The 17,741-nt window shown below is 62.6% G+C and carries 19 protein-coding genes; 13 read left to right on the top strand and 6 right to left on the bottom strand.

The genetic code is table 11. From position 1 onward, the window contains the following. Positions 1–36 precede the first annotated feature (36 nt). Both PRI8871_RS09815 and PRI8871_RS09810 read left to right on the top strand, forming a co-directional pair. Positions 37–1,236, top strand: a complete 1,200-nt coding sequence (locus tag PRI8871_RS09815; protein ID WP_108886202.1) for an RSP_2647 family RNA methyltransferase — start codon at positions 37–39, stop codon at positions 1,234–1,236. Beyond that, positions 1,233–1,772, top strand: a complete 540-nt coding sequence (locus tag PRI8871_RS09810) for an RSP_2648 family PIN domain-containing protein (RefSeq protein ID WP_108886046.1) — start codon at positions 1,233–1,235, stop codon at positions 1,770–1,772. The genes PRI8871_RS09815 and PRI8871_RS09810 overlap by 4 nt, the downstream gene beginning before the upstream one ends. A 102-nt stretch (positions 1,773–1,874) precedes the next feature. On the opposite strand, the gene PRI8871_RS09805 is transcribed toward PRI8871_RS09810, so the two are convergent. Beyond that, entirely contained in the window at positions 1,875–2,504 is a 630-nt protein-coding gene (locus PRI8871_RS09805) for a MarC family protein (protein WP_108886045.1), read from the bottom strand. A 64-nt stretch (positions 2,505–2,568) separates the two neighbouring features. Here PRI8871_RS09805 and PRI8871_RS09800 point away from each other — a divergent pair, with 64 nt between their 5' ends. Beyond that, complete coding sequence (locus PRI8871_RS09800; RefSeq protein WP_108886044.1) at positions 2,569–3,168, top strand: class I SAM-dependent methyltransferase; 600 nt, start codon at positions 2,569–2,571, stop codon at positions 3,166–3,168. Here the strand turns inward: PRI8871_RS09800 and PRI8871_RS09795 are convergent. Further along, on the bottom strand, positions 3,165–5,018 hold the full coding sequence (locus tag PRI8871_RS09795; RefSeq protein WP_108886043.1) for an ABC-F family ATP-binding cassette domain-containing protein: 1,854 nt from the start codon (positions 5,016–5,018) through the stop codon (positions 3,165–3,167). The two genes, PRI8871_RS09800 and PRI8871_RS09795, sit on opposite strands and share 4 nt — an antisense overlap. 189 nt (positions 5,019–5,207) lie before the next feature. Between PRI8871_RS09795 and ndk the strand changes: the two genes are divergently transcribed. After that, positions 5,208–5,630 (top strand): nucleoside-diphosphate kinase, encoded by a 423-nt coding sequence (gene ndk / locus PRI8871_RS09790; protein ID WP_108886042.1) that lies wholly within the window; start codon positions 5,208–5,210, stop codon positions 5,628–5,630. Between the two features lie 84 nt (positions 5,631–5,714). After that, a complete protein-coding gene (locus tag PRI8871_RS09785; RefSeq protein ID WP_108886041.1) occupies positions 5,715–6,251 on the top strand; it encodes an NUDIX hydrolase in 537 nt (178 codons plus the stop codon). Here PRI8871_RS09785 and PRI8871_RS09780 read toward each other — a convergent pair. The 3 genes from PRI8871_RS09780 to PRI8871_RS09770 are packed head-to-tail and all read right to left on the bottom strand — an operon-like array spanning position 6,248 to position 8,441. Continuing rightward, on the bottom strand, positions 6,248–6,586 hold the full coding sequence (locus tag PRI8871_RS09780) for a TfoX/Sxy family protein (protein ID WP_108886040.1): 339 nt from the start codon (positions 6,584–6,586) through the stop codon (positions 6,248–6,250). The two genes, PRI8871_RS09785 and PRI8871_RS09780, sit on opposite strands and share 4 nt — an antisense overlap. Then, entirely contained in the window at positions 6,586–7,776 is a 1,191-nt protein-coding gene (locus PRI8871_RS09775) for a pyridoxal phosphate-dependent aminotransferase (protein WP_108886039.1), read from the bottom strand. The genes PRI8871_RS09780 and PRI8871_RS09775 overlap by 1 nt, the downstream gene beginning before the upstream one ends. Then, positions 7,776–8,441, bottom strand: coding sequence for an alpha/beta fold hydrolase (locus PRI8871_RS09770; RefSeq protein ID WP_108886038.1), 666 nt, complete (start codon positions 8,439–8,441; stop codon positions 7,776–7,778). Before PRI8871_RS09770 ends, PRI8871_RS09775 begins: the two co-directional genes overlap by 1 nt. A 213-nt stretch (positions 8,442–8,654) precedes the next feature. On the opposite strand from PRI8871_RS09770, the gene PRI8871_RS09765 reads away from it, so the two are divergent. The 5 genes from PRI8871_RS09765 (at position 8,655) to PRI8871_RS09740 (ending at position 14,254) form a co-directional block, all read left to right on the top strand. Continuing rightward, a complete protein-coding gene (locus PRI8871_RS09765) occupies positions 8,655–9,035 on the top strand; it encodes a VOC family protein (RefSeq protein ID WP_108886037.1) in 381 nt (126 codons plus the stop codon). A 168-nt stretch (positions 9,036–9,203) separates the two neighbouring features. Then, a complete protein-coding gene (gene cysS / locus PRI8871_RS09760; RefSeq protein WP_108886036.1) occupies positions 9,204–10,619 on the top strand; it encodes a cysteine--tRNA ligase in 1,416 nt (471 codons plus the stop codon). Positions 10,620–10,896: 277 nt separating this feature from the next. Beyond that, a complete protein-coding gene (gene cimA, locus PRI8871_RS09750; protein WP_108886034.1) occupies positions 10,897–12,516 on the top strand; it encodes a citramalate synthase in 1,620 nt (539 codons plus the stop codon). Between the two features lie 3 nt (positions 12,517–12,519). After that, positions 12,520–13,497, top strand: coding sequence for an alpha/beta hydrolase (locus PRI8871_RS09745; protein ID WP_108886033.1), 978 nt, complete (start codon positions 12,520–12,522; stop codon positions 13,495–13,497). Further along, positions 13,487–14,254 (top strand): squalene/phytoene synthase family protein, encoded by a 768-nt coding sequence (locus tag PRI8871_RS09740; RefSeq protein ID WP_108886032.1) that lies wholly within the window; start codon positions 13,487–13,489, stop codon positions 14,252–14,254. The genes PRI8871_RS09745 and PRI8871_RS09740 overlap by 11 nt, the downstream gene beginning before the upstream one ends. Positions 14,255–14,344: 90 nt before the next feature. On the opposite strand, the gene PRI8871_RS09735 is transcribed toward PRI8871_RS09740, so the two are convergent. Then, positions 14,345–15,622, bottom strand: a complete 1,278-nt coding sequence (locus tag PRI8871_RS09735) for an MFS transporter (RefSeq protein WP_108886201.1) — start codon at positions 15,620–15,622, stop codon at positions 14,345–14,347. Here PRI8871_RS09735 and PRI8871_RS09730 point away from each other — a divergent pair. Genes PRI8871_RS09730 through PRI8871_RS09720 form a run of 3 tightly spaced genes read left to right on the top strand, consistent with a single transcriptional unit; the run spans position 15,621 to position 17,712 of the window. After that, on the top strand, positions 15,621–16,427 hold the full coding sequence (locus PRI8871_RS09730) for a precorrin-6A/cobalt-precorrin-6A reductase (RefSeq protein WP_181389432.1): 807 nt from the start codon (positions 15,621–15,623) through the stop codon (positions 16,425–16,427). The two genes, PRI8871_RS09735 and PRI8871_RS09730, sit on opposite strands and share 2 nt — an antisense overlap. After that, on the top strand, positions 16,409–17,050 hold the full coding sequence (locus PRI8871_RS09725) for a DNA-3-methyladenine glycosylase family protein (RefSeq protein WP_108886031.1): 642 nt from the start codon (positions 16,409–16,411) through the stop codon (positions 17,048–17,050). The genes PRI8871_RS09730 and PRI8871_RS09725 overlap by 19 nt, the downstream gene beginning before the upstream one ends. Next, the gene (locus PRI8871_RS09720; protein WP_108886030.1) at positions 17,047–17,712 is read left to right on the top strand and encodes an alpha/beta hydrolase; all 666 of its coding nucleotides are present in this window, start codon (positions 17,047–17,049) and stop codon (positions 17,710–17,712) included. The genes PRI8871_RS09725 and PRI8871_RS09720 overlap by 4 nt, the downstream gene beginning before the upstream one ends. Positions 17,713–17,741: the final 29 nt, after the last annotated feature.

The raw sequence follows: 17,741 nt of genomic DNA, 5'->3' as shown, positions 1-17,741 counted from the left end.
GCTTTTCCTGATGCGCCGCAGCCGCTAAATGGGCCCATGACCCAATCCAGCACCCCCACCATCCGACTCATCCCCAAAGCCAATGCCCGCGCCCTGCGCCGTGGCTTTCCTTGGGTTTTCGCCAATGAACTGGTCACCGACCGCCGCACACGCGCGTTGGAGCCGGGAACCATCGCCCGACTGGAAGACGCCGAGCGTCGCTTTCTGGGCATTGTGGCGGTCAATCCCAATTCGCGGATCATTGGCCGGATGCTGGACCGCGATGAAGAGGCGGTGATCGACAAGAACTGGTTCGCCGCCCGCATCGCCCATGCGCTGCAACTGCGCGAACGTCTGTTCGATGCGCCATTCTACCGCCTCATCCATGCCGAATCCGATGGCTTGCCGGGCGTGATTGTGGACCGGTTCGGCGACACCTGCGTTGTGCAGCCGAATGCCGCCTATGCCGATGTGTTGATGGATGATCTGGCCGCCGCGCTGGCCGAGGTGACGGGCGTCAAGAACATCCTCAAGAACGCCGGTGGCCGCGGCCGCACGCTTGAAGGGCTGGATGACGAAGACAAGGTGCTGCTGGGTGCAGCCCCCGATGCGCCGGTGCCGGTGCAGATGAACGGCGCGACCTATATGGCCGACCTGACCGGCGGACAGAAAACCGGCCTGTTTTATGACCAACGCCCGAACCACGCCTTTACCGCGCGTTTGGCCGATGGGGCCAAGGTGCTCGACGTGTTCAGCCATGTGGGCGGCTTTGCGCTGGCCGCTTTGGCCGGTGGTGCGGTTTCTGCTTTGTCGGTCGATGGCTCGGCCCCCGCGCTGGAATTGGCGCAGCAAGGCGCGGCCGCCATGGGCGCGGCAGATCGGTTCGAAACCCGTCAGGGCGATGCCTTTGACGTGCTGGCCGCGCTTGGCGAAGAAAACGCCATCTTTGACGTGGTGGTTTGTGACCCGCCCGCCTTTGCGCCGAACAAACCGGCGCTTGAGGCCGGTCTGCGCGCCTATGAGCGCGTGGCCCGTCTGTCGGCGCCACTGGTCGAAAAGGGCGGTTATCTGGTGCTGTGCTCCTGCTCGCACGCGGCGGATTTGAATGCGTTCCAAGGCGCGTGCCTGCGTGGGATTGGCCGGTCTGGCCGTTGGGCGCAACTGGTCCACACCGGCTTTGCCGGGCCTGACCATCCGCTGATGCCGCAACTGGCCGAAAGCGGCTATCTGAAAGCGCTGGTGTTCCGCCTGCAATGAAGGTCTTGCTCGACACCTGCGTGATGTTCCCCACGGTGATGCGTGAGGTGCTGCTGGGTGTGGCCCGGGCCGGGTTATACACGCCGCTGTGGTCGGCGCGCATTCTTGAGGAATGGGCGCGGGCCGCGCGGAAATTGGGGCCAGAGGGCGAGGCGCAGGCACGCGGCGAGATTGCCCTTTTGCGGGCCGCTTGGCCCAAGGCTGAGGTGATGTGGAAGCCGTCGCTCGAAGATCGGCTGTGGTTGCCCGATGTGGCGGACCGCCATGTTCTGGCAGCGGCGATTGCAGGATCGGCGGACGTGATCGTCACCATGAACGCGTCAGATTTTCCCCGCAACATCTTGGCCGAAGAAGGCGTCAGCCGGGCCGACCCTGATGGGTTTCTGATCGGGTTTTATGAGGCCCAGCCCGAGGTGGTTGGCGCGGTCTGTGCGGATGTTCTGGCCACCGCGCGGCGTTTGTCGGGCGAGGAATGGCAGATGCGGGCCTTGCTGAAAAAGGCGCGGTTGCCGCGTTTGGGCAAGGCTTTGGGGTAGGATCGGCGCAAGCGCCGAACGAGAGGCGCTGCCTCTCGTGCTCTCCGGGATATATTTTGTCAGAAAATATAGGGGCGCGGCGGTTTGGGTCGCGCCCGTTTTTTATCCGCCGAAGCCCACGGCGCTAAGACCGTCCAGGACGAATTGCACCGACAGGGCTGCGAGGAGCATTCCCAACAGGCGTGTGACCACGGTGATGCCGGTTTTGCCCAAGGCCCGTTCGATGGGGCCAGACAGCAGGAACATCACGGCTGCGATGACGATCACCGCCAGCATGACGCCGATGACCGTGGCCACGCCGATCGCGTTGGTTGTTTGGCCCATGAGCAGGATCATCGAGGCGATGGCACCGGGGCCTGCGATCAGCGGGATCGCCATGGGGAAGACGGACGGGTCGGGGTGTTCTGGTTCTTCGGCTTGTTCCTCGGCCTGATTGTCGCGGCGTTTGGTGCGGCGTTCGAACAGCATGTCCAATGCGGTGATGAACAGCAGGATTCCGCCCGAGATGCGGAAGGCCGGCATCGAAATGCCGATGGTGCTGAGAACCGTTTCGCCAAGGAAGGCGAACAGCAGCAGGATCAGCGCTGCAACCACGCAGGCGCGGATAGCGACCGTGCGGCGATGCGCTTTGTCGGCCCCTGCGGTCAGGGCGATGAAGACCGGGGTTAGGCCGATGGGGTCGATCACCACGAAAAGCGTGGCGAAGGATGTGATGAGAAACGCTGTATCCATGGATATGGGGTAGGGGCTTTGAAAGGGGCTGTCCAGAGGGAGGGTGATATATTAGAAAATCGGAATGAGTGATTTGTCCGACCATTGGAATGCCCGCTACGACGGTGCAATTGCTGAGACGCTGACATGGTACGAGCCTGTACCTGAGGCTGGATTGCGCCTTGTGGATCAGGCGGGTTTGCCGCGCGGGTCTGCCGTGGTCGATGTGGGGGCGGGTGCGTCATCTATGCCCGATGCGCTGGCGGCGCGCGGGTTTGACGTAACAGTAATGGATCTGTCCGAGGCGGCTTTGGCAGGGGCGCGGGTGCGACTTCCGCAGGCGCGGTTTGTGGTTGGGGATGTGTTGGCGTGGGAGCCAGATCGGGCCTATGCCCTTTGGCATGACCGCGCCGTGTTTCATTTCCTGACCGAGGCCGAGCAGCGAGACGCCTATCGCGCGATATTGGCCAAGGCGGTGCCTGTGGGCGGCGCGGTGGTGATTGCCACCTTTGCCGAAGATGGGCCGGAAAAATGTAGTGGCCTGCCGGTTCGGCGCTATAGCTATGACGCCTTAGTGGCTGAATTTGCAGATATTTGTGCGCCGGAAGACGGCGTGCGGCATGAGCACATTACCCCCAAAGGCACCGTTCAGCCCTTCATCTATGCGCTACTGCGGCGGGTTTAACCGGCCTCGGCCGTCTCCAGCTTTTCGAGCGCTTCCATCCACAGCTCCTCGGCGCGGGCCAGCCCGTCTTCGACCTCGGCAAATTTGCGGCTCCACAGCTCCAGATCGGCTTTCTTGTCCTCGTCGTAAAGCGCGGGATCGGCCATCTTGGCCGACAGCTTTTCGTGCATCTCAGTGATTTTCTGCACGCGGTCTTCGCATTTGCGAACCTCAGAACGCAGGGCAAGGATCTGGTCGCGGCTGGCGCGTTTCGGTTTTTCAGCCTTGGGTTTATCGGCCTTTTCCACCTTGTCGGCGGTCAGCAGCAAGGTGCGATAGGCGTCAAGGTCATCCTCATAGGGGGTGACGGTGCCGTCTTTGACCAGCCAAAGCCGGTCGGCCACCATCGACAGCAGGTGCATATCGTGGCTGACAAGGATCACCGCGCCGGAATAGGCAGTCAGCGCCTCGACCAATGCTTCGCGGCTTTCGATGTCGAGGTGGTTGGTCGGCTCATCAAGGATCAGCAGATGCGGCGCATCCAGCGTGGCCAGCAGCAGCGACAGACGCGCCTTTTGTCCGCCCGACAGGCGCCCGACCTCGGTTTCGGCCTGATCGGCACCAAGGCCGAAGCCCGCCAGCAGGGCGCGCAGTTTCGATTGGTGCTGTTCGGGGCGCAGGCGTTGCAGGTGCTGAAGCGGGGTCTCATCGACATAAAGCTCATCCACCTGATGTTGCGCAAAGAAGCCGATGCGCAGCTTCGACGAGCGCGTGATCTGACCATCCATCAGCGCCAGACGGTCTGACAATAGCTTGGCCAGCGTGGATTTGCCCTGACCGTTCTTGCCCAGCAGGGCGATGCGGTCATCTTGGTCGATGCGCAGGTTCAGGCGCTTTAGCACGGGCGTGTCGGTGTAGCCGGTCGAGCCGCCCTCAATCCGAATGATCGGCGGCGACAGGGGATCGGGCTGCGGGAAGGTGAACACACGCTTGGCCGCCTCTTCGGGGGCGGTGACCATGTCCATGCGTTCGATCATTTTCAGGCGGGCCTGCGCCTGTTTGGCCTTGGTGGCCTTGGCGCGGAAGCGGTCGACAAAGCTTTGCAGATGGGCGCGGCGGGCCTCTTGCTTTTTGGCGGTCGCGGTCAACTGCGCGCGTTTTTCGGCGCGCTGACGGGCGAACATGTCATAGGGCACGCCGTAATAGGTCAGCTTGCGGTCTTCGAGGTGCAGGATGCTGCCGACGGCGCGGTTCAGCAAGCCGCGGTCGTGGCTGATGATGATGACCGTATGGGGGTATTTCGCCAGATAGCTTTCCAGCCAGAGCGCGCCTTCAAGGTCCAGATAGTTTGTCGGTTCGTCGAGCAGCAGCAGGTCAGGCTGCGAAAACAGCACCCCCGCCAAGGCCACGCGCATCCGCCAGCCGCCGGAAAAGGCGCTGCACGGCTTTTGCTGGTCGTCATAGTCAAACCCAAGGCCCCGCAGAATGGACGAGGCGCGGCCCTCGGCACTCCAGGCGTCGATGTCGGCAAGGCGGGTCTGCACTTCGGCGATGCGGTCCGGGTCGGTCGCTGTTTCGGCCTCGGCCATCAGCGCGGCGCGTTCGGTATCGGCGGCCAGCACCGTATCGATCAGCGACACCTCGGACGAGGGCACCTCTTGGCTGACGCCGCCAATGCGGGCGCGGCTGGGCAGTTCGATGGCGCCCGACTCCAACGTCAGCTCGCCCCGGATCAGGCGGAACAGCGTGGTTTTGCCCGCGCCATTGGGGCCGACAAGGCCAACCTTATGGCCGTCAGGGACAACGCAGCTTGCGCCCTCAAACAGGGGGCGGCCTTCGATATTATAGACAAGATCGCGAATGGTCAGCATGGGCGCGGCGTAGCAGAGGCGGCAGGCTTTGGAAAGCGGTCTTGAACGGCGCCGAAGAAACAGCCCATCAGGCCGCGCATGGGGAAGGTTGCAGGCAAACGGGCCTTTCCAAGCGCGGCAACCCATGCTATCGGAGCCGCGAAATTCAGACGGGCCGGGCCATTCCCGGCATCAACAGGAGTGACCACAATGGCCATCGAACGCACGCTGTCGATCATCAAACCCGATGCAACCAAGCGCAACCTCACCGGCAAGATCAACGCCAAGTTCGAGGATGCAGGTCTGCGCATCGTCGCACAAAAGCGCATCCAGCTGACCCCGGCTCAGGCTGGCAAGTTCTACGAAGTGCACGCCGAACGTCCGTTCTACGGCGAACTGTGTGACTTCATGGCGTCGGCACCGGTTGTTGTTCAGGTTCTGGAAGGCGAAGGCGCCATTGCCAAGAACCGCGAAGTCATGGGCGCAACCAACCCCGCAGACGCAGCCGCCGGCACCATCCGCGCTGAGTTTGCGGAATCGGTTGGCGAAAACTCGGTTCACGGTTCGGACGCCCCTGAAACCGCGGCTGTTGAAATCGCGTATTTCTTCTCGGGCCTCGAACTGGTCGGCTAATCGCCTTCCTTTGGACCCAAGCCTTACCTATCCTGACGCCGTCCCATTCTTGGGGCGGCGTTTTCAATTCTAGCAGGCGGTGCAATGAAACCCTGGAAGACCCTGTCGAAAGACATCATTTTTGAACGCAAACCCTTTTTCCAGATCTCGCAGCAGAAGATCGAACTGCCCAATGGCAAGGTGATTGACGATTTCTTTCAGGTTCACCTGCGCACCTTCGCCAGCATCGTCCCCGTGATGGAGGATGGCCGGGTTCTGGTGCTACGGAACTACAAACACGGGCCGGGCCGCGTGGTTCTGTCGGTGCCTGCAGGCTTCATTGAGCCGGGCGAGGCGCCGATGGACGGGGCCAAGCGCGAATTGCTCGAAGAAACCGGCATGGTGTCAGATGATTGGACGGCGCTTGGCACCTATGTGGACAACGGCAACCAACAGGGCTGCACCGGGCATTACTTCCTTGCCAAGGACTGCCGCCGGGTGCAGGCCCCCGATTCCGGCGATCACGAAGAAATGCAGATCGAGACCATGAGCGTTGAGGAATTGGACGCGGCGCTTAAGGCCAATGAATTTGGCGTGGTCCATCAGGCGGCCAACTGGGCCTTTGCGCGGATGTACCTTTAACGCCGCGCGATCACGCCGATTTCATCCAAGATGCGGTCAATCCCGGCTGGGGCGCGGTCTTTGTGCCCGGCCACTTCGGCCTTCAGGGCGTCGAAGGCTTGGCGTAGATCGTCTTTTTCCTTGCCTTTACAGTCATTCCAAGGGCGACCTTGAAGTGCCATGTGCAGGACGTAATAGCCGATGAAATGCGCCTGCGTGCCGGACAGCAGCATCCGGCGATAGGCTTCATGCGCGCCCAACTCCCGCAGATCCTCGGCGCTGGCAATGCCCGCACGGGTGCATTCGCGTTCGACCGCAGGGCCAAGGTTGCGCATGGATGAAATGGGGGTTTGCATCATGATTTCTGTTTGGCCAGATCCACAGCCATTGCGAAGACCTTCGGCAACGCCTCTTGCAATTGGGCATCTTTGACGGTCAGCGACATGCGAATATGGCCCGCCGCGCAGCGTCCGAAACTTTCGCCGGGCATAACGGCAACGCCTTGTTCATTCATCATTTTACGTGCGAAATCTTCGCCGGAAAGGCCGGTCTTGCGAATGTCCAGAAAGGCGTACATCGCCCCGGTTGGACGGACCAGTTCCAATTGGTTATAGCCCTTGGCGATGTCGAGCAACATATTCCGGCGGCGCAAGAAAGGTTCGCAAACCTTGCGTTCGGCGGTCGGACCCATTTGCAGCGCATAAAGCGCGGCATCTTGGATATAGCCCGGCACGCCATAGGTCGTGACAACCGCCAGTTTTCGCAACGCTTCGATCACGCGTTCGGGCCCGATGATCCAGCCGACGCGGCTGCCGGTCATGGCGTGGCTTTTGGACATAGATCCGACGACCAGCGTATGATCCATCATCCCCGGCAGGGACCGGGGGCTGACGTGATTGCCTTCCCAAACTTGCGTATCATAGACCTCATCCGAGATCAGCCAGCCATCATTGCGCTGCACCACGCGGGCAATCGCCTCAATCGTTGCGGCGGGATAGACGACGCCGGTGGGGTTGTTCGGGCTGTTGATCAGCAGGCTGCGGGCGCGGTACGTGGCCCAAGCCGCATCAAGCGCCTGTTCATTCGGCAAAAAACCATTCGCCGCCGAGGTCGGCACCGAAACGGGCCGTGCACCCGCCGACCGGATCGTGCCGGGATAGGTGGGGTAATAGGGATCAACATGCAGCGCCGCCGACCCATCGCCAGCGGTCAGCAAATGCGTGGCAAACAGCGCCATCTGTGCGCCGGGTGTGACCAGAACGTTGTTCTTGACCGTCCGAACCCCAGTACGGGACTGCACCCGCCGGGCAATTTCAGTGCGCAGCGCATCCGTGCCGGGAACCACTGGATAGCCTGTTTGCCCACCACGGGCCGAGGCATGCATCGCATCCAGAATGCTGGGATCGGTTTTGACATCCGGCTCGCCGATGGTCAGTTCGATGATGCCTTCGCCCTTCAGATTTCGTTCGCGCGCCTCGCGGTAGATTTCCCACCCGTCCTGTCCTTGGGGGGATAAACTAACAAGGCGACGAGAGACTTCAGGCATTAGGCAAGATCCGGGTGTTTAGACAAGGCGAACATCGTTTGCTCTAGCGTAGCATAATGTCCACGTGCTCTGCACCAGTTGACTTCGGCATAGGGTAGATGACGTGCCAGCGCCGAGGCTGTTTCGGGTGCAACAAAGGCGTCATCTTCGCCTTGCCAGATCGAAACCTGACAGCGAATCCGCTCAAGACAGCCGTGCCACGGTTTTTCAAAGGCCGCGCATTCGCGCATCATCGCGGGTGCATTGCTGGTCAGCCCCTGCTGGATTGAGGCGACCAAGGCGCGGTGCTGGTCTTTGTCTGCAAAGAACTCTGGCTCGGCGGCGACAATGGGCTTGGCCACGGCCTTGGCCGCCAACCCAGACGACAGGCGACCCAGCAATCCGCCAGTGCCGATGAATTTGGGCAGCACACCGCCCAGTATTGGCGGCACCACAGGGGATGCCAAGGTCACGCGCACCACGCGCGATCCCAGAATGTCGGCCAGCCGCAAAGCCGCCTGCGTTCCCATGGAAAACCCGACCAAGTGCAATTCGCCTGCGGGCATGGCATCGGCCAGCGCGTCAAAGCTGCGTTGATTGCGATTGGCCACTTTCAGATGGGCCAACGGGGTCAGGGACAATTCATGTGCGCCGCCGGGCAGGGCGTGAAGATATACGGTTTTCATCAAATCAGTCGTCGTTGCTTTTGTCTTTGGGCGGTCCACTCGAAGCCGCGCCCGTTTGGTTGCACAGAACTTGGGTGTAAATAGGGCGCATGGCGGAGGTCGCCTCGGCCTGCCGCGCGGGGTGGCCGTGGGGCCACGATTATTATCGCTTGTCCTCAAGTGAACTTGAGGAATTATCGTGGTGTCATCTTCAAAGAATCAAGGAGCTTTGACATGACCGCGCAATTGGAACACGTGAACATTACCGTCACCGACCCAGACCTGACCGCCGCATTCCTATGTGATCTGCTGGGCTGGCGCGTGCGCTGGAGCGGGGCCGCGCTCGACAATGGTTACACCGTCCATGTGGGGGGCGACGCCGGCTATCTGGCCCTTTACCGTCAATCGAAGCCCGCGCAGGATCAGGCCCCGCGCTATACGCATCGGGCGGCGCTCAATCATGTGGGCATCGTGGTCGAGGATCTGGACGCGATAGAGGCCAAGGTCGCCGCAGCCGGGTTCAAACCCAAATCCCACGCCGATTATGAACCGGGCCGCCGGTTTTACTTCATGGGGCCGGATGGTGTGGAATACGAGATGATCTCGTATCGCTGAATGGCTGATGACAGGCCGCTGCGGGTGTGCTACGCCCGCAGTATGACCCATGCGACCATCATTATTGGCTGCTGCATTACCGCCTGACATTCTGGCGGGACGGTCTTCTATTCCATATCCGATGGTAAGTTGCTAATCCCGCCGCGAGACGCCCGCGAGGATTGGCCCATGACGATCAGACTGACGAACTCCAAGTCCCGGACGAAAGAGGCTTTCGCGCCCATCGATCCGCAAAATGTGCGGATGTATGTCTGCGGGCCGACCGTCTATGACCGGGCACATTTGGGCAATGCGCGCCCTGCCATCGTGTTCGACGTGCTGTTCCGCCTGCTGCGTCATGTCTATGGCGAGGCGCAGGTGACCTATGTGCGCAACTTCACCGACGTGGACGACAAGATCAACGCCACCGCGCAGGCCCGCAAGGCGGCGGGGGATGCGCGGTCGCTTGAGGCCTTGATTGCCGAGCGGACCGAGGAAACCATCGGCTGGTATCTGGCCGATATGGGCGCGGTCGGCGTGATGGAGCCGACCCACATGCCCCGCGCGACGCAATATATCGACCAGATGATTGCGATGATCGAAGGCCTGATTGCGGGAGGGCACGCCTATGCCGCCGAAGGCCACGCGCTGTTCGCCGTGGACAGCTATGCCAAATACGGCGCGCTGTCGGGACGATCAGTTGACGATATGATCGCAGGCGCGCGGGTTGAGATCGCGCCGTATAAGAAAAACCCGATGGATTTCGTTCTGTGGAAGCCCTCAAGCGATGACCTGCCGGGATGGGACAGCCCATGGGGCCGAGGCCGCCCGGGCTGGCACATCGAGTGTTCAGCCATGAGCTATGAACTGCTGGGTGAGACGTTTGACATCCACGGCGGCGGCAACGACCTGATGTTCCCGCACCACGAAAACGAGATCGCGCAAAGCTGCTGCGCCCATGGACATTCCGGCGATGGCGCGGGCTTTGCCAATGTCTGGCTGCACAACGAGATGTTGCAGGTCGAGGGCAAGAAGATGTCCAAATCCTTGGGCAATTTCTTTACCGTGCGGGATCTGCTGGACGGCCACGATGGTGAGGCGGGTGTGCCGGGCGAGGTGATCCGCTTTGTGATGCTGTCCACCCATTACCGCAAGCCGATGGACTGGACCGCCGAAAAGGCCCGCGATGCCGAAGCCACCCTGCGCAAATGGCGTAGCATGGTAGAGGGCGTTGAGGCCGGGGTTGCCCCCGAGGCCGTGGTTGCCGCGCTGTCGGATGACCTGAACACCGCAGGCGCGATTGCCGAATTGCACAAACTGGCCGGTGCCGGTGATGCGGCGAGCCTGAAGGCCGGTGCCGCGCTGCTGGGTTTGCTGGGCGCGGATCTGGGCGATTGGGCGGCGGTTTCAGTCGATCTGCGCGCCTATGCCGATGCCTTGGCGGCGCTTCGGGCGGCCGCGATGGAGAGCAAGGATTTCTCGGGCGTGGATACGATGAAAACGGCCTTGGTTGAGGCTGGGTTGGAAGTGCGCATGTCCAAGGCCGGGGTCGAATTGGTGCCGGGTCCGGGGTTCGATGCGGGCAAACTGGCGGGGCTGCTATGAAGGGTTTCGCCTGTCTGCGGCAGTCGAAAGTGATGGATTGGATCGCCTGCCTGCGGCAGCCGATCGGGGCGAGGGGCGCTGCCCCTCGCGCTCCCCGGGATATTTTGGGTCAGAAAATGACAGGGGCGGCGGTGCTGTGTGTTGGGCGGTCTGGCAATGTTTCGGGCGCGTTCCAGCGGGATTTGCAATGTGACGACGCAGGGCTGTTTGGCCCTGGTGGACTGGGAAATGCAGGTTTGGCCGGTTGGGGGCAAACTGCGATGAGGAGGGCGGCGTGATGGGTGCAGAGCGTCTTTATATCTATGACACCACGCTGCGCGACGGGCAGCAAACGCAGGGCGTGCAATTTTCCACCGCCGAAAAGCTGCGGATTGCGGCGGCGCTGGATGGGCTGGGTGTGGATTACATCGAAGGCGGCTGGCCGGGGGCGAACCCCACTGACAGCGCCTTTTTTGAGCAGCCCTTGCAGACCAAGGCGAAAGTGGCGGCCTTTGGTATGACCAAACGCGCCGGGCGCTCGGCTGAGAATGACGATGTGCTGGCAGCGGTGATGAATGCCGGCACCAAGGCGGTTTGCCTTGTTGGCAAGACCCATGACTTCCATGTCGAGACCGCGCTTGGCATCACGTTGGAGGAGAATGTCGAGAATATTCGCGCCTCGATCGCGCATATCGTGGCCGACGGGCGCGAGGCACTGTTTGACGCCGAGCATTTCTTTGACGGCTACAAGGCCAACCCAGGCTATGCGCTGACCTGCTGCAAGGCCGCCTATGAGGCCGGGGCACGGTGGGTTGTGCTCTGTGATACCAACGGCGGCACCTTGCCGGGCGAGATTGGCCAGATCGTGGCGGCGGTGATCGCATCGGGCATTCCCGGCGATCGGGTCGGCATCCATACGCATAACGACACCGAATGCGCGGTGGCCGGGTCTTTGGCGGCGGTGATGGCCGGGGCGCGGCAGGTGCAGGGCACGTTGAACGGGCTTGGCGAGCGCTGCGGCAATGCCAATCTGACGACGCTGATCCCGACGCTATTGCTGAAAGAGCCCTATGCCAGCAAGTTCGACATTGGCGTGACGCTGGATGCGCTGAAGGGGATGCGCAAGGTCAGCCGGATGCTGGACGATATCTTGAACCGCGTGCCGATGAAGCAGGCGCCTTACGTCGGGGCCTCGGCCTTTGCGCATAAAGCCGGGCTGCATGCCAGCGCCATTCTGAAAGACCCCTCGACCTATGAACATGTGGACCCCGGTGTGGTTGGCAACAGCCGGATCATTCCGATGTCCAATCAGGCCGGGCAGTCGAACCTGATCCGGCGGCTCTCGGAAGCGGGGCTTGAGGTGGAAAAGGGTGATCCGGCCTTGGCCCGCATTCTGGAACGGATCAAGCAACGCGAGACCGATGGTTATTCCTATGACACTGCGCAGGCCAGTTTTGAGCTGTTGGCGCGGGATGAGCTGGGCCTGTTGCCCGAGTTCTTTGAGGTCAAGCGCTATCGGGTGACGGTCGAGCGGCGCAAGAACAAGTACAACCAGATGGTGTCTCTGTCTGAGGCCGTGGTCGTGGTGAAGGTGGACGGCGAAAAGAAGCTGTCGGTGTCGGAATCCATGGATGAGGCGGGCTGTGATCGCGGCCCGGTCAACGCGCTGTCGCGGGCGTTGGCCAAGGATCTGGGGCCGTATCAGGAACAGATCGACGATATGCGTTTGGTGGATTTCAAGGTGCGCATCACCCAAGGCGGGACCGAGGCCGTGACCCGCGTTGTGATCGACAGCGAAGACGGACAGGGCAAGCGTTGGTCAACCGTGGGCGTGTCGCCTAACATCGTCGACGCCTCGTTTGAGGCACTGCTGGATGCGGTGCGCTGGAAACTGGTGCGCGACGGGGCCAAGGGCTAATCGATGGGCATCGGCGGCGCAGCGATTGGGCTTGCCTTGGGCGGGCTGGCGACACTGGCGGTGGCCTTGGGGCTGATCGCGTCGCAATCCGTGCCGGAAGCCGATGGCGCGGGGGGGCTTGAGTTTTCGGGCCTGATCGGGCGCGATGTGACGCCCTTGCCGCAGCGTGCCGTAGCGATGCGCGATGGTTGGGGCATGCCGGTGCATGAGGCCAAGGGGCCAGCGGATGGCCCCTTGATCGTTGCGGTGCATGGGTCCGGTTGGAACGGGCGTCAGTTCGACGCTTTGGGCGCGGCGCTGTCGGATCGCGCCAGTGTTCTGGCGGTGGATCTGCGCGGGCACGGGGCATCTCCAGACCGGCGCGGGGATGTGGATTACATCGGCCAGCTAGAGGATGATCTGGCCGACTTGATTGCTGCGGAACGGGTGCCGGGGCAGGCGGTTTATCTGCTGGGCCATAGCTCGGGCGGTGGGTTGGTGGTGCGGATGGCCGGGGGCGCGCATCGCGATGCCTTTGACGGGGCGATCTTGCTGGCGCCGTTCCTGGGCCATCGCGCCCCGACCCAGCGCAAGAATTCGGGCGGTTGGGCGCAGCCGATGCTGCGGCGGATCATCGGCCTGTCGATCCTGAACGCGGTGAAGATCCGGGCGCTGAACCATCTGCCGGTGATCTGGTTTCGCTTTCCGAAGGCGGTGCTGGAAGGGCCGATGGGCCATCTGGCGACGCGCAGCTATTCCTATCGGCTGAATGTCTCATACGCGCCGAGATCGGATTTCAAGTCTGATATCAAGGCGCTGCCGGGATTTCTTTTGGTCGCAGGCGCACAGGATGAGGCCTTTGACGCGGCGGGGTATCAGCCGTTCGTCGAAGGCTTGACCCAAGGTGGCAGCTACGCGGTGATTGAGGGCGTCAAGCATCTGGACGTGGTCGATCACCCGATGACTTTGGCCAAAATCAAGGAGTGGCTGGATGCAAGATGACAACTGGCACGCCTGCGCGCGGATTGTCGAAGCGGGCGATCCCGAACGTTTTGCCGCCGCCATGGCTGCGCCGGTGCAGGCCCGCGCGGTGCTGTTTCCGATCTACGCTTTTAACGTCGAGGTCAGCCGCGCGCCTTGGGTGACCCAAGAGCCGATGATCGCCGAGATGCGCCTGCAATGGTGGCGCGATGCGTTGGCCGAGATCGAGGCGGGCGGATTGGTGCGCCGTCATGAGGTGGTCACGCCATTGGCCATGGTGCTGGACAAAGCCAGCGCCAAGCAACTGGACGATCTGGTTCTGGCGCGGCGCTGGGATATCTACCGTGACCCGTTTGAGGATGCCGCCGCCTTCCACGCGTTTCTTGAAAACACCGGCGGGCTGCTAACGGTTGCGGCGGCGCGGGCGCTTGGGGCGCCTTGCGATCAAGCGGCGATGGATGCTGGCTATGCGGCGGGGCTGGCGGCCTATCTGCAAGCCGTGCCGGCGCTAGAGGCCGCAGGCCGTGTGCCGTTGGTGGATGGCCGGGCCGAGGCGGTGGCCGATTTGGCGAGAACCGGGCTGGAGCGTTTGGAGAAAGCCCGCCGCGCAGGTGTCCCAGTCAAAGCGCGACCGGCGTTTTTAAGCGCGGCGCGGGCGGGGGCGGTGTTGCAACTGGCGGCGCGGGATCCGATGGCCGTGGCCGAGGATCGTTTGCAGGTCAGCGAATTCAAACGTCGCTTTGCCCTGACCAAGGCCGCAATGACCGGGCGTTTCTAAAGACGGGATGTAGGGGCGTTTCCCAGCCTCGGGCGGGGCAAGCCCGCCACTTGGCCGAGAAAGAGGCGGGCCGTTGGCCGCGCCTCGGCGCTATGCGTCGTCCTTGGGGCGCAATGCCAGCCAGAGGAGTGCACCGCCGGCCAGCACCAGGAACGGGGCCATTGCCATATTCACAGCGGTCCAGCCTTCCTGCGCGGTGCCGCCCGAGCAGTTCATCAACCCGCCCGAGGACAGCGACGCAAAGGTCACGCCGCCAAAGACGATCAGATCGTTCATGCCCTGCATCCGGCCACGTTCGTGCGGTTCGTGCGAGCTGGCCAGCATGGCAGTCGCGCCGATAAAGCCAAAGTTCCAGCCGATCCCCAGAAGGATCAGCGCAATGAAGAAGTTCTCAAGCTGAACGCCCTGCAGCGCAACGCCGCCGGCAATGGCGAGGATCAACAGGCCGGTGGCGACGATCTTCTCAACCCCGAAACGGGCGATCAGATGGCCGGTGAAGAAGCTGGGGATATACATCGCCAGCACGTGCCCGGTGACGACGTAGCCTGCGATGAACTGAAACTGTTCGCGGGCGGTGCCTTCGGGGATCAGGTTGGTCAGGTAGGACGGCACCTCGGTCGCGCCGCCAACGCCGCAGCCGACAACGGCCAGCGGCGTCGAGGTCATCACAAGGTTCATCAACGCGTAGGACACCATCGCCGTAATCACCGCCACGGCAATGCGCGGCGTGGTCAGAAGCTCTAGCCGGGTGCGGCCACGCGGCGCATCGACGCTTGGCACCGGCGGGCGCGGGATATCGAGCAGCAAGAACAGCCAGCAGCCCACAAGGTTCAGCCCCGCCACGGCCAGATAGGTGCCGACAAAGGGGATCGCGCCGAAGGCAAAGGACGAATAGTTGCCAAGCTGCGGGCCGATGACCGCCGCCAAAAGGCCCCCGGCCATCACGTAAGAAATCGCCTTGGGGCGGTATTCATCCGAGGCTGTATCGGCCGCGGCGAACCGGTAAAACCCCTGCGCCGACATATACATGCCAGTGATCAGGCTACCGATTAGAAGAATCGGGAAGCTGCCGATTTGCAGGCCGTAAGCAGCAATCAACGCCCCAACGGCCCCGGCAAAGGCGCCCATGAAAAAGCCGACCTTGCGGCCATATTTCTGCATCACCGCAGACACAGGCGTCGCCGAGAGCATCGAGCCAAGCACGATCATCGAGATCGGCAAGGTGGCAAAACAGGGGTTGGTCGCCAGCGACTGCCCGGCCAGACCACCAATGGTAAAGATCATTGGCATCTGGGCGCCAAGCACGGCTTGGGCCAGAACCAATACGGTGACATTGCGCTTGGCGCGGGTATCGGATGCAGTGTTCATGGTGAATGGGTATGCCGCAAAGCTGAACATCGCAAGTGGTGAATGCGTTTCAGGCGTAGCGGAGTTTTTCGCCATGCGGTACGACTGGGCCATGACGCAAACAGTCCCCAATTCGCGCGTGTTGATCGTGTCCGGTTCGGCCGAGGCGCGGGCTTTAGCGCGGGCGCTGCCGGGATCGCTGGTTTGGCTGCCACAAGAAGAACGCGTGCCGCAGGTCTGGCCCTTTGCCATGCCGATGCCAGCCGAGCCGGTTCCGGCCCTTGCGGGGATGCGTGCGGTGATTGACGCCTGCCACCCTTGCGATGCCGCGACCCAGCGCAGCGTGGCCTTGGCGGCGCGAAAGGCGGGGGTGCCATACCTGCGCCTGCGCCGCCCGGAATGGCGGGCCACGCGGGCCGATCGCTGGGTCACATTGCAGAGCGAAGCTGAGGCGGCGCAAGTCGTGCGGCGCGGATCGCGGGTCTTGCTGGCGACGGGGCATGAACGGCTGGCGCGGTTTGCGGCGCTGAAGGATTGTTATTTATACGTGCGCAAAAACTCGGCGGTGCAGCGGCCTTGTGTGCTGCCCAATGGGCGGTATTTGCTTGGCAATCCGCCGTTTTCCGTGCCCGAGGAAGAGCATTTGCTGCGCCGTTTGGGCATCGACTGGATCATCCTGCGCAATGCCGGAGGGCCGGGCGGCTGGCCCAAGCTGGAGGCCGCGCGAAAGCGCAAGGTTCGGGTTGCTTTGCTTCAGCGTCCTGCGGTGGATGGTCCGGATGTGCAAACGGTTAAGGAGGCGCTGACATGGCTGAACCGGATCTAGGCCGGATCATCGAGACCGAGGCCTGCGTGGCCGAAGGGGCGGCATGGCTGATCAGTCACGAGCCGCGCTTTGCCTACGCGCTGGAACTGACGGGGCCATTGCCGCTACGGCGCAATCCGCAGGGGTTCAACCAATTGCTGGGCGCGATCATCAGCCAGCAGGTCAGCGTGGCCTCGGCCCGCGCCATTCGTGCGCGGCTGGATGCGGCGGGCATGACCGCGCCTGCGCCGATTTTGGCCACGGATGAAGAGGGGCTGCGGGCCTTGGGCCTCAGCCGCCAGAAGGCGCGATACGCCCGCGCCTTGGCTGAGGCAGGGATTGATTTCGATGCGCTGGCCCATGCGCCGACAGCGGACGTGGTCAAGACGCTGACCGTTGTCACCGGGATCGGGGTCTGGACGGCGGAGATTTACGCCATGTTCAGCCTTGGCCGCGCCGATGTCTTTGCGCCCGGTGATTTGGCACTGCAAGAGGCCGCGCGGATGCTGTTCGGGCTTGAGGAGCGCCCGCGCGAAAAGGCCATGCGCCAGATGGCAGAAGACTGGAGCCCATGGAGAGCGGTTGCGGCGCGGGCGCTCTGGGCCTACTACCATGTGGCAAAGCAACGAGAGGGCATCGCATGACGCGCGTATTGCAGGCTGGCCGCAAAGAGCCGCTTTCCGGGGAAATCCGTTCGGTTGTCGTGTTCCTGCACGGCTATGGGGCCAACGGGGCCGACTTGCTGGGGTTGGCCGATCCGCTGGCCGAGCATCTGCCCGACACGCTGTTCGTGGCCCCCGACGCGCCGGAAAGTTGCGCGGGATCGCCCTTTGGCTATCAGTGGTTCCCGATCCCGTGGATTGACGGATCGAGCGAGGAAGATTCCGAGGCGGGCATGCGGGCCGCTGCCGAGGATCTGAACGCCTTTCTGGATGCGTTGATGGTCGATGAAGACGTGCTGCCTGAACAGGTGGTCCTGTTCGGGTTTAGCCAAGGCACGATGATGAGCCTGCATGTGGCCCCGCGCCGCGAAGATGCGGTTGCCGGGATCGTGGCCTTTTCGGGCCGGTTGCTGGCGCCGGAACTGCTCGCCGATGAAACCATCAGCCGCCCGCCGGTTTTATTGGTGCATGGCGATCAGGACGATGTGGTGCCGGTGCAATCGTTGCCCGAGGCGGCGGAGGCCTTGCAGAGCGCGGGCTGGAAAGAGGTGTTCGCCCATATTCAGAAGGGCACCGCCCATGGCATCGCGCCGGATGGGCTTTCGGTGGCCTTGGCCTTTATGCGCGACAAATGCGGCTTGTGATCCGTTGATCCAGCGGAGCGCGGCCCCTT

The sequence above is a fragment of the Pseudoprimorskyibacter insulae genome, assembly GCF_900302505.1.
Taxonomy (GTDB): Bacteria; Pseudomonadota; Alphaproteobacteria; order Rhodobacterales; family Rhodobacteraceae; genus Pseudoprimorskyibacter; species Pseudoprimorskyibacter insulae.
The sequence above is the reverse complement of the archived record's forward strand: the minus strand, read 5'-3'. Positions and strand labels throughout refer to the sequence as shown.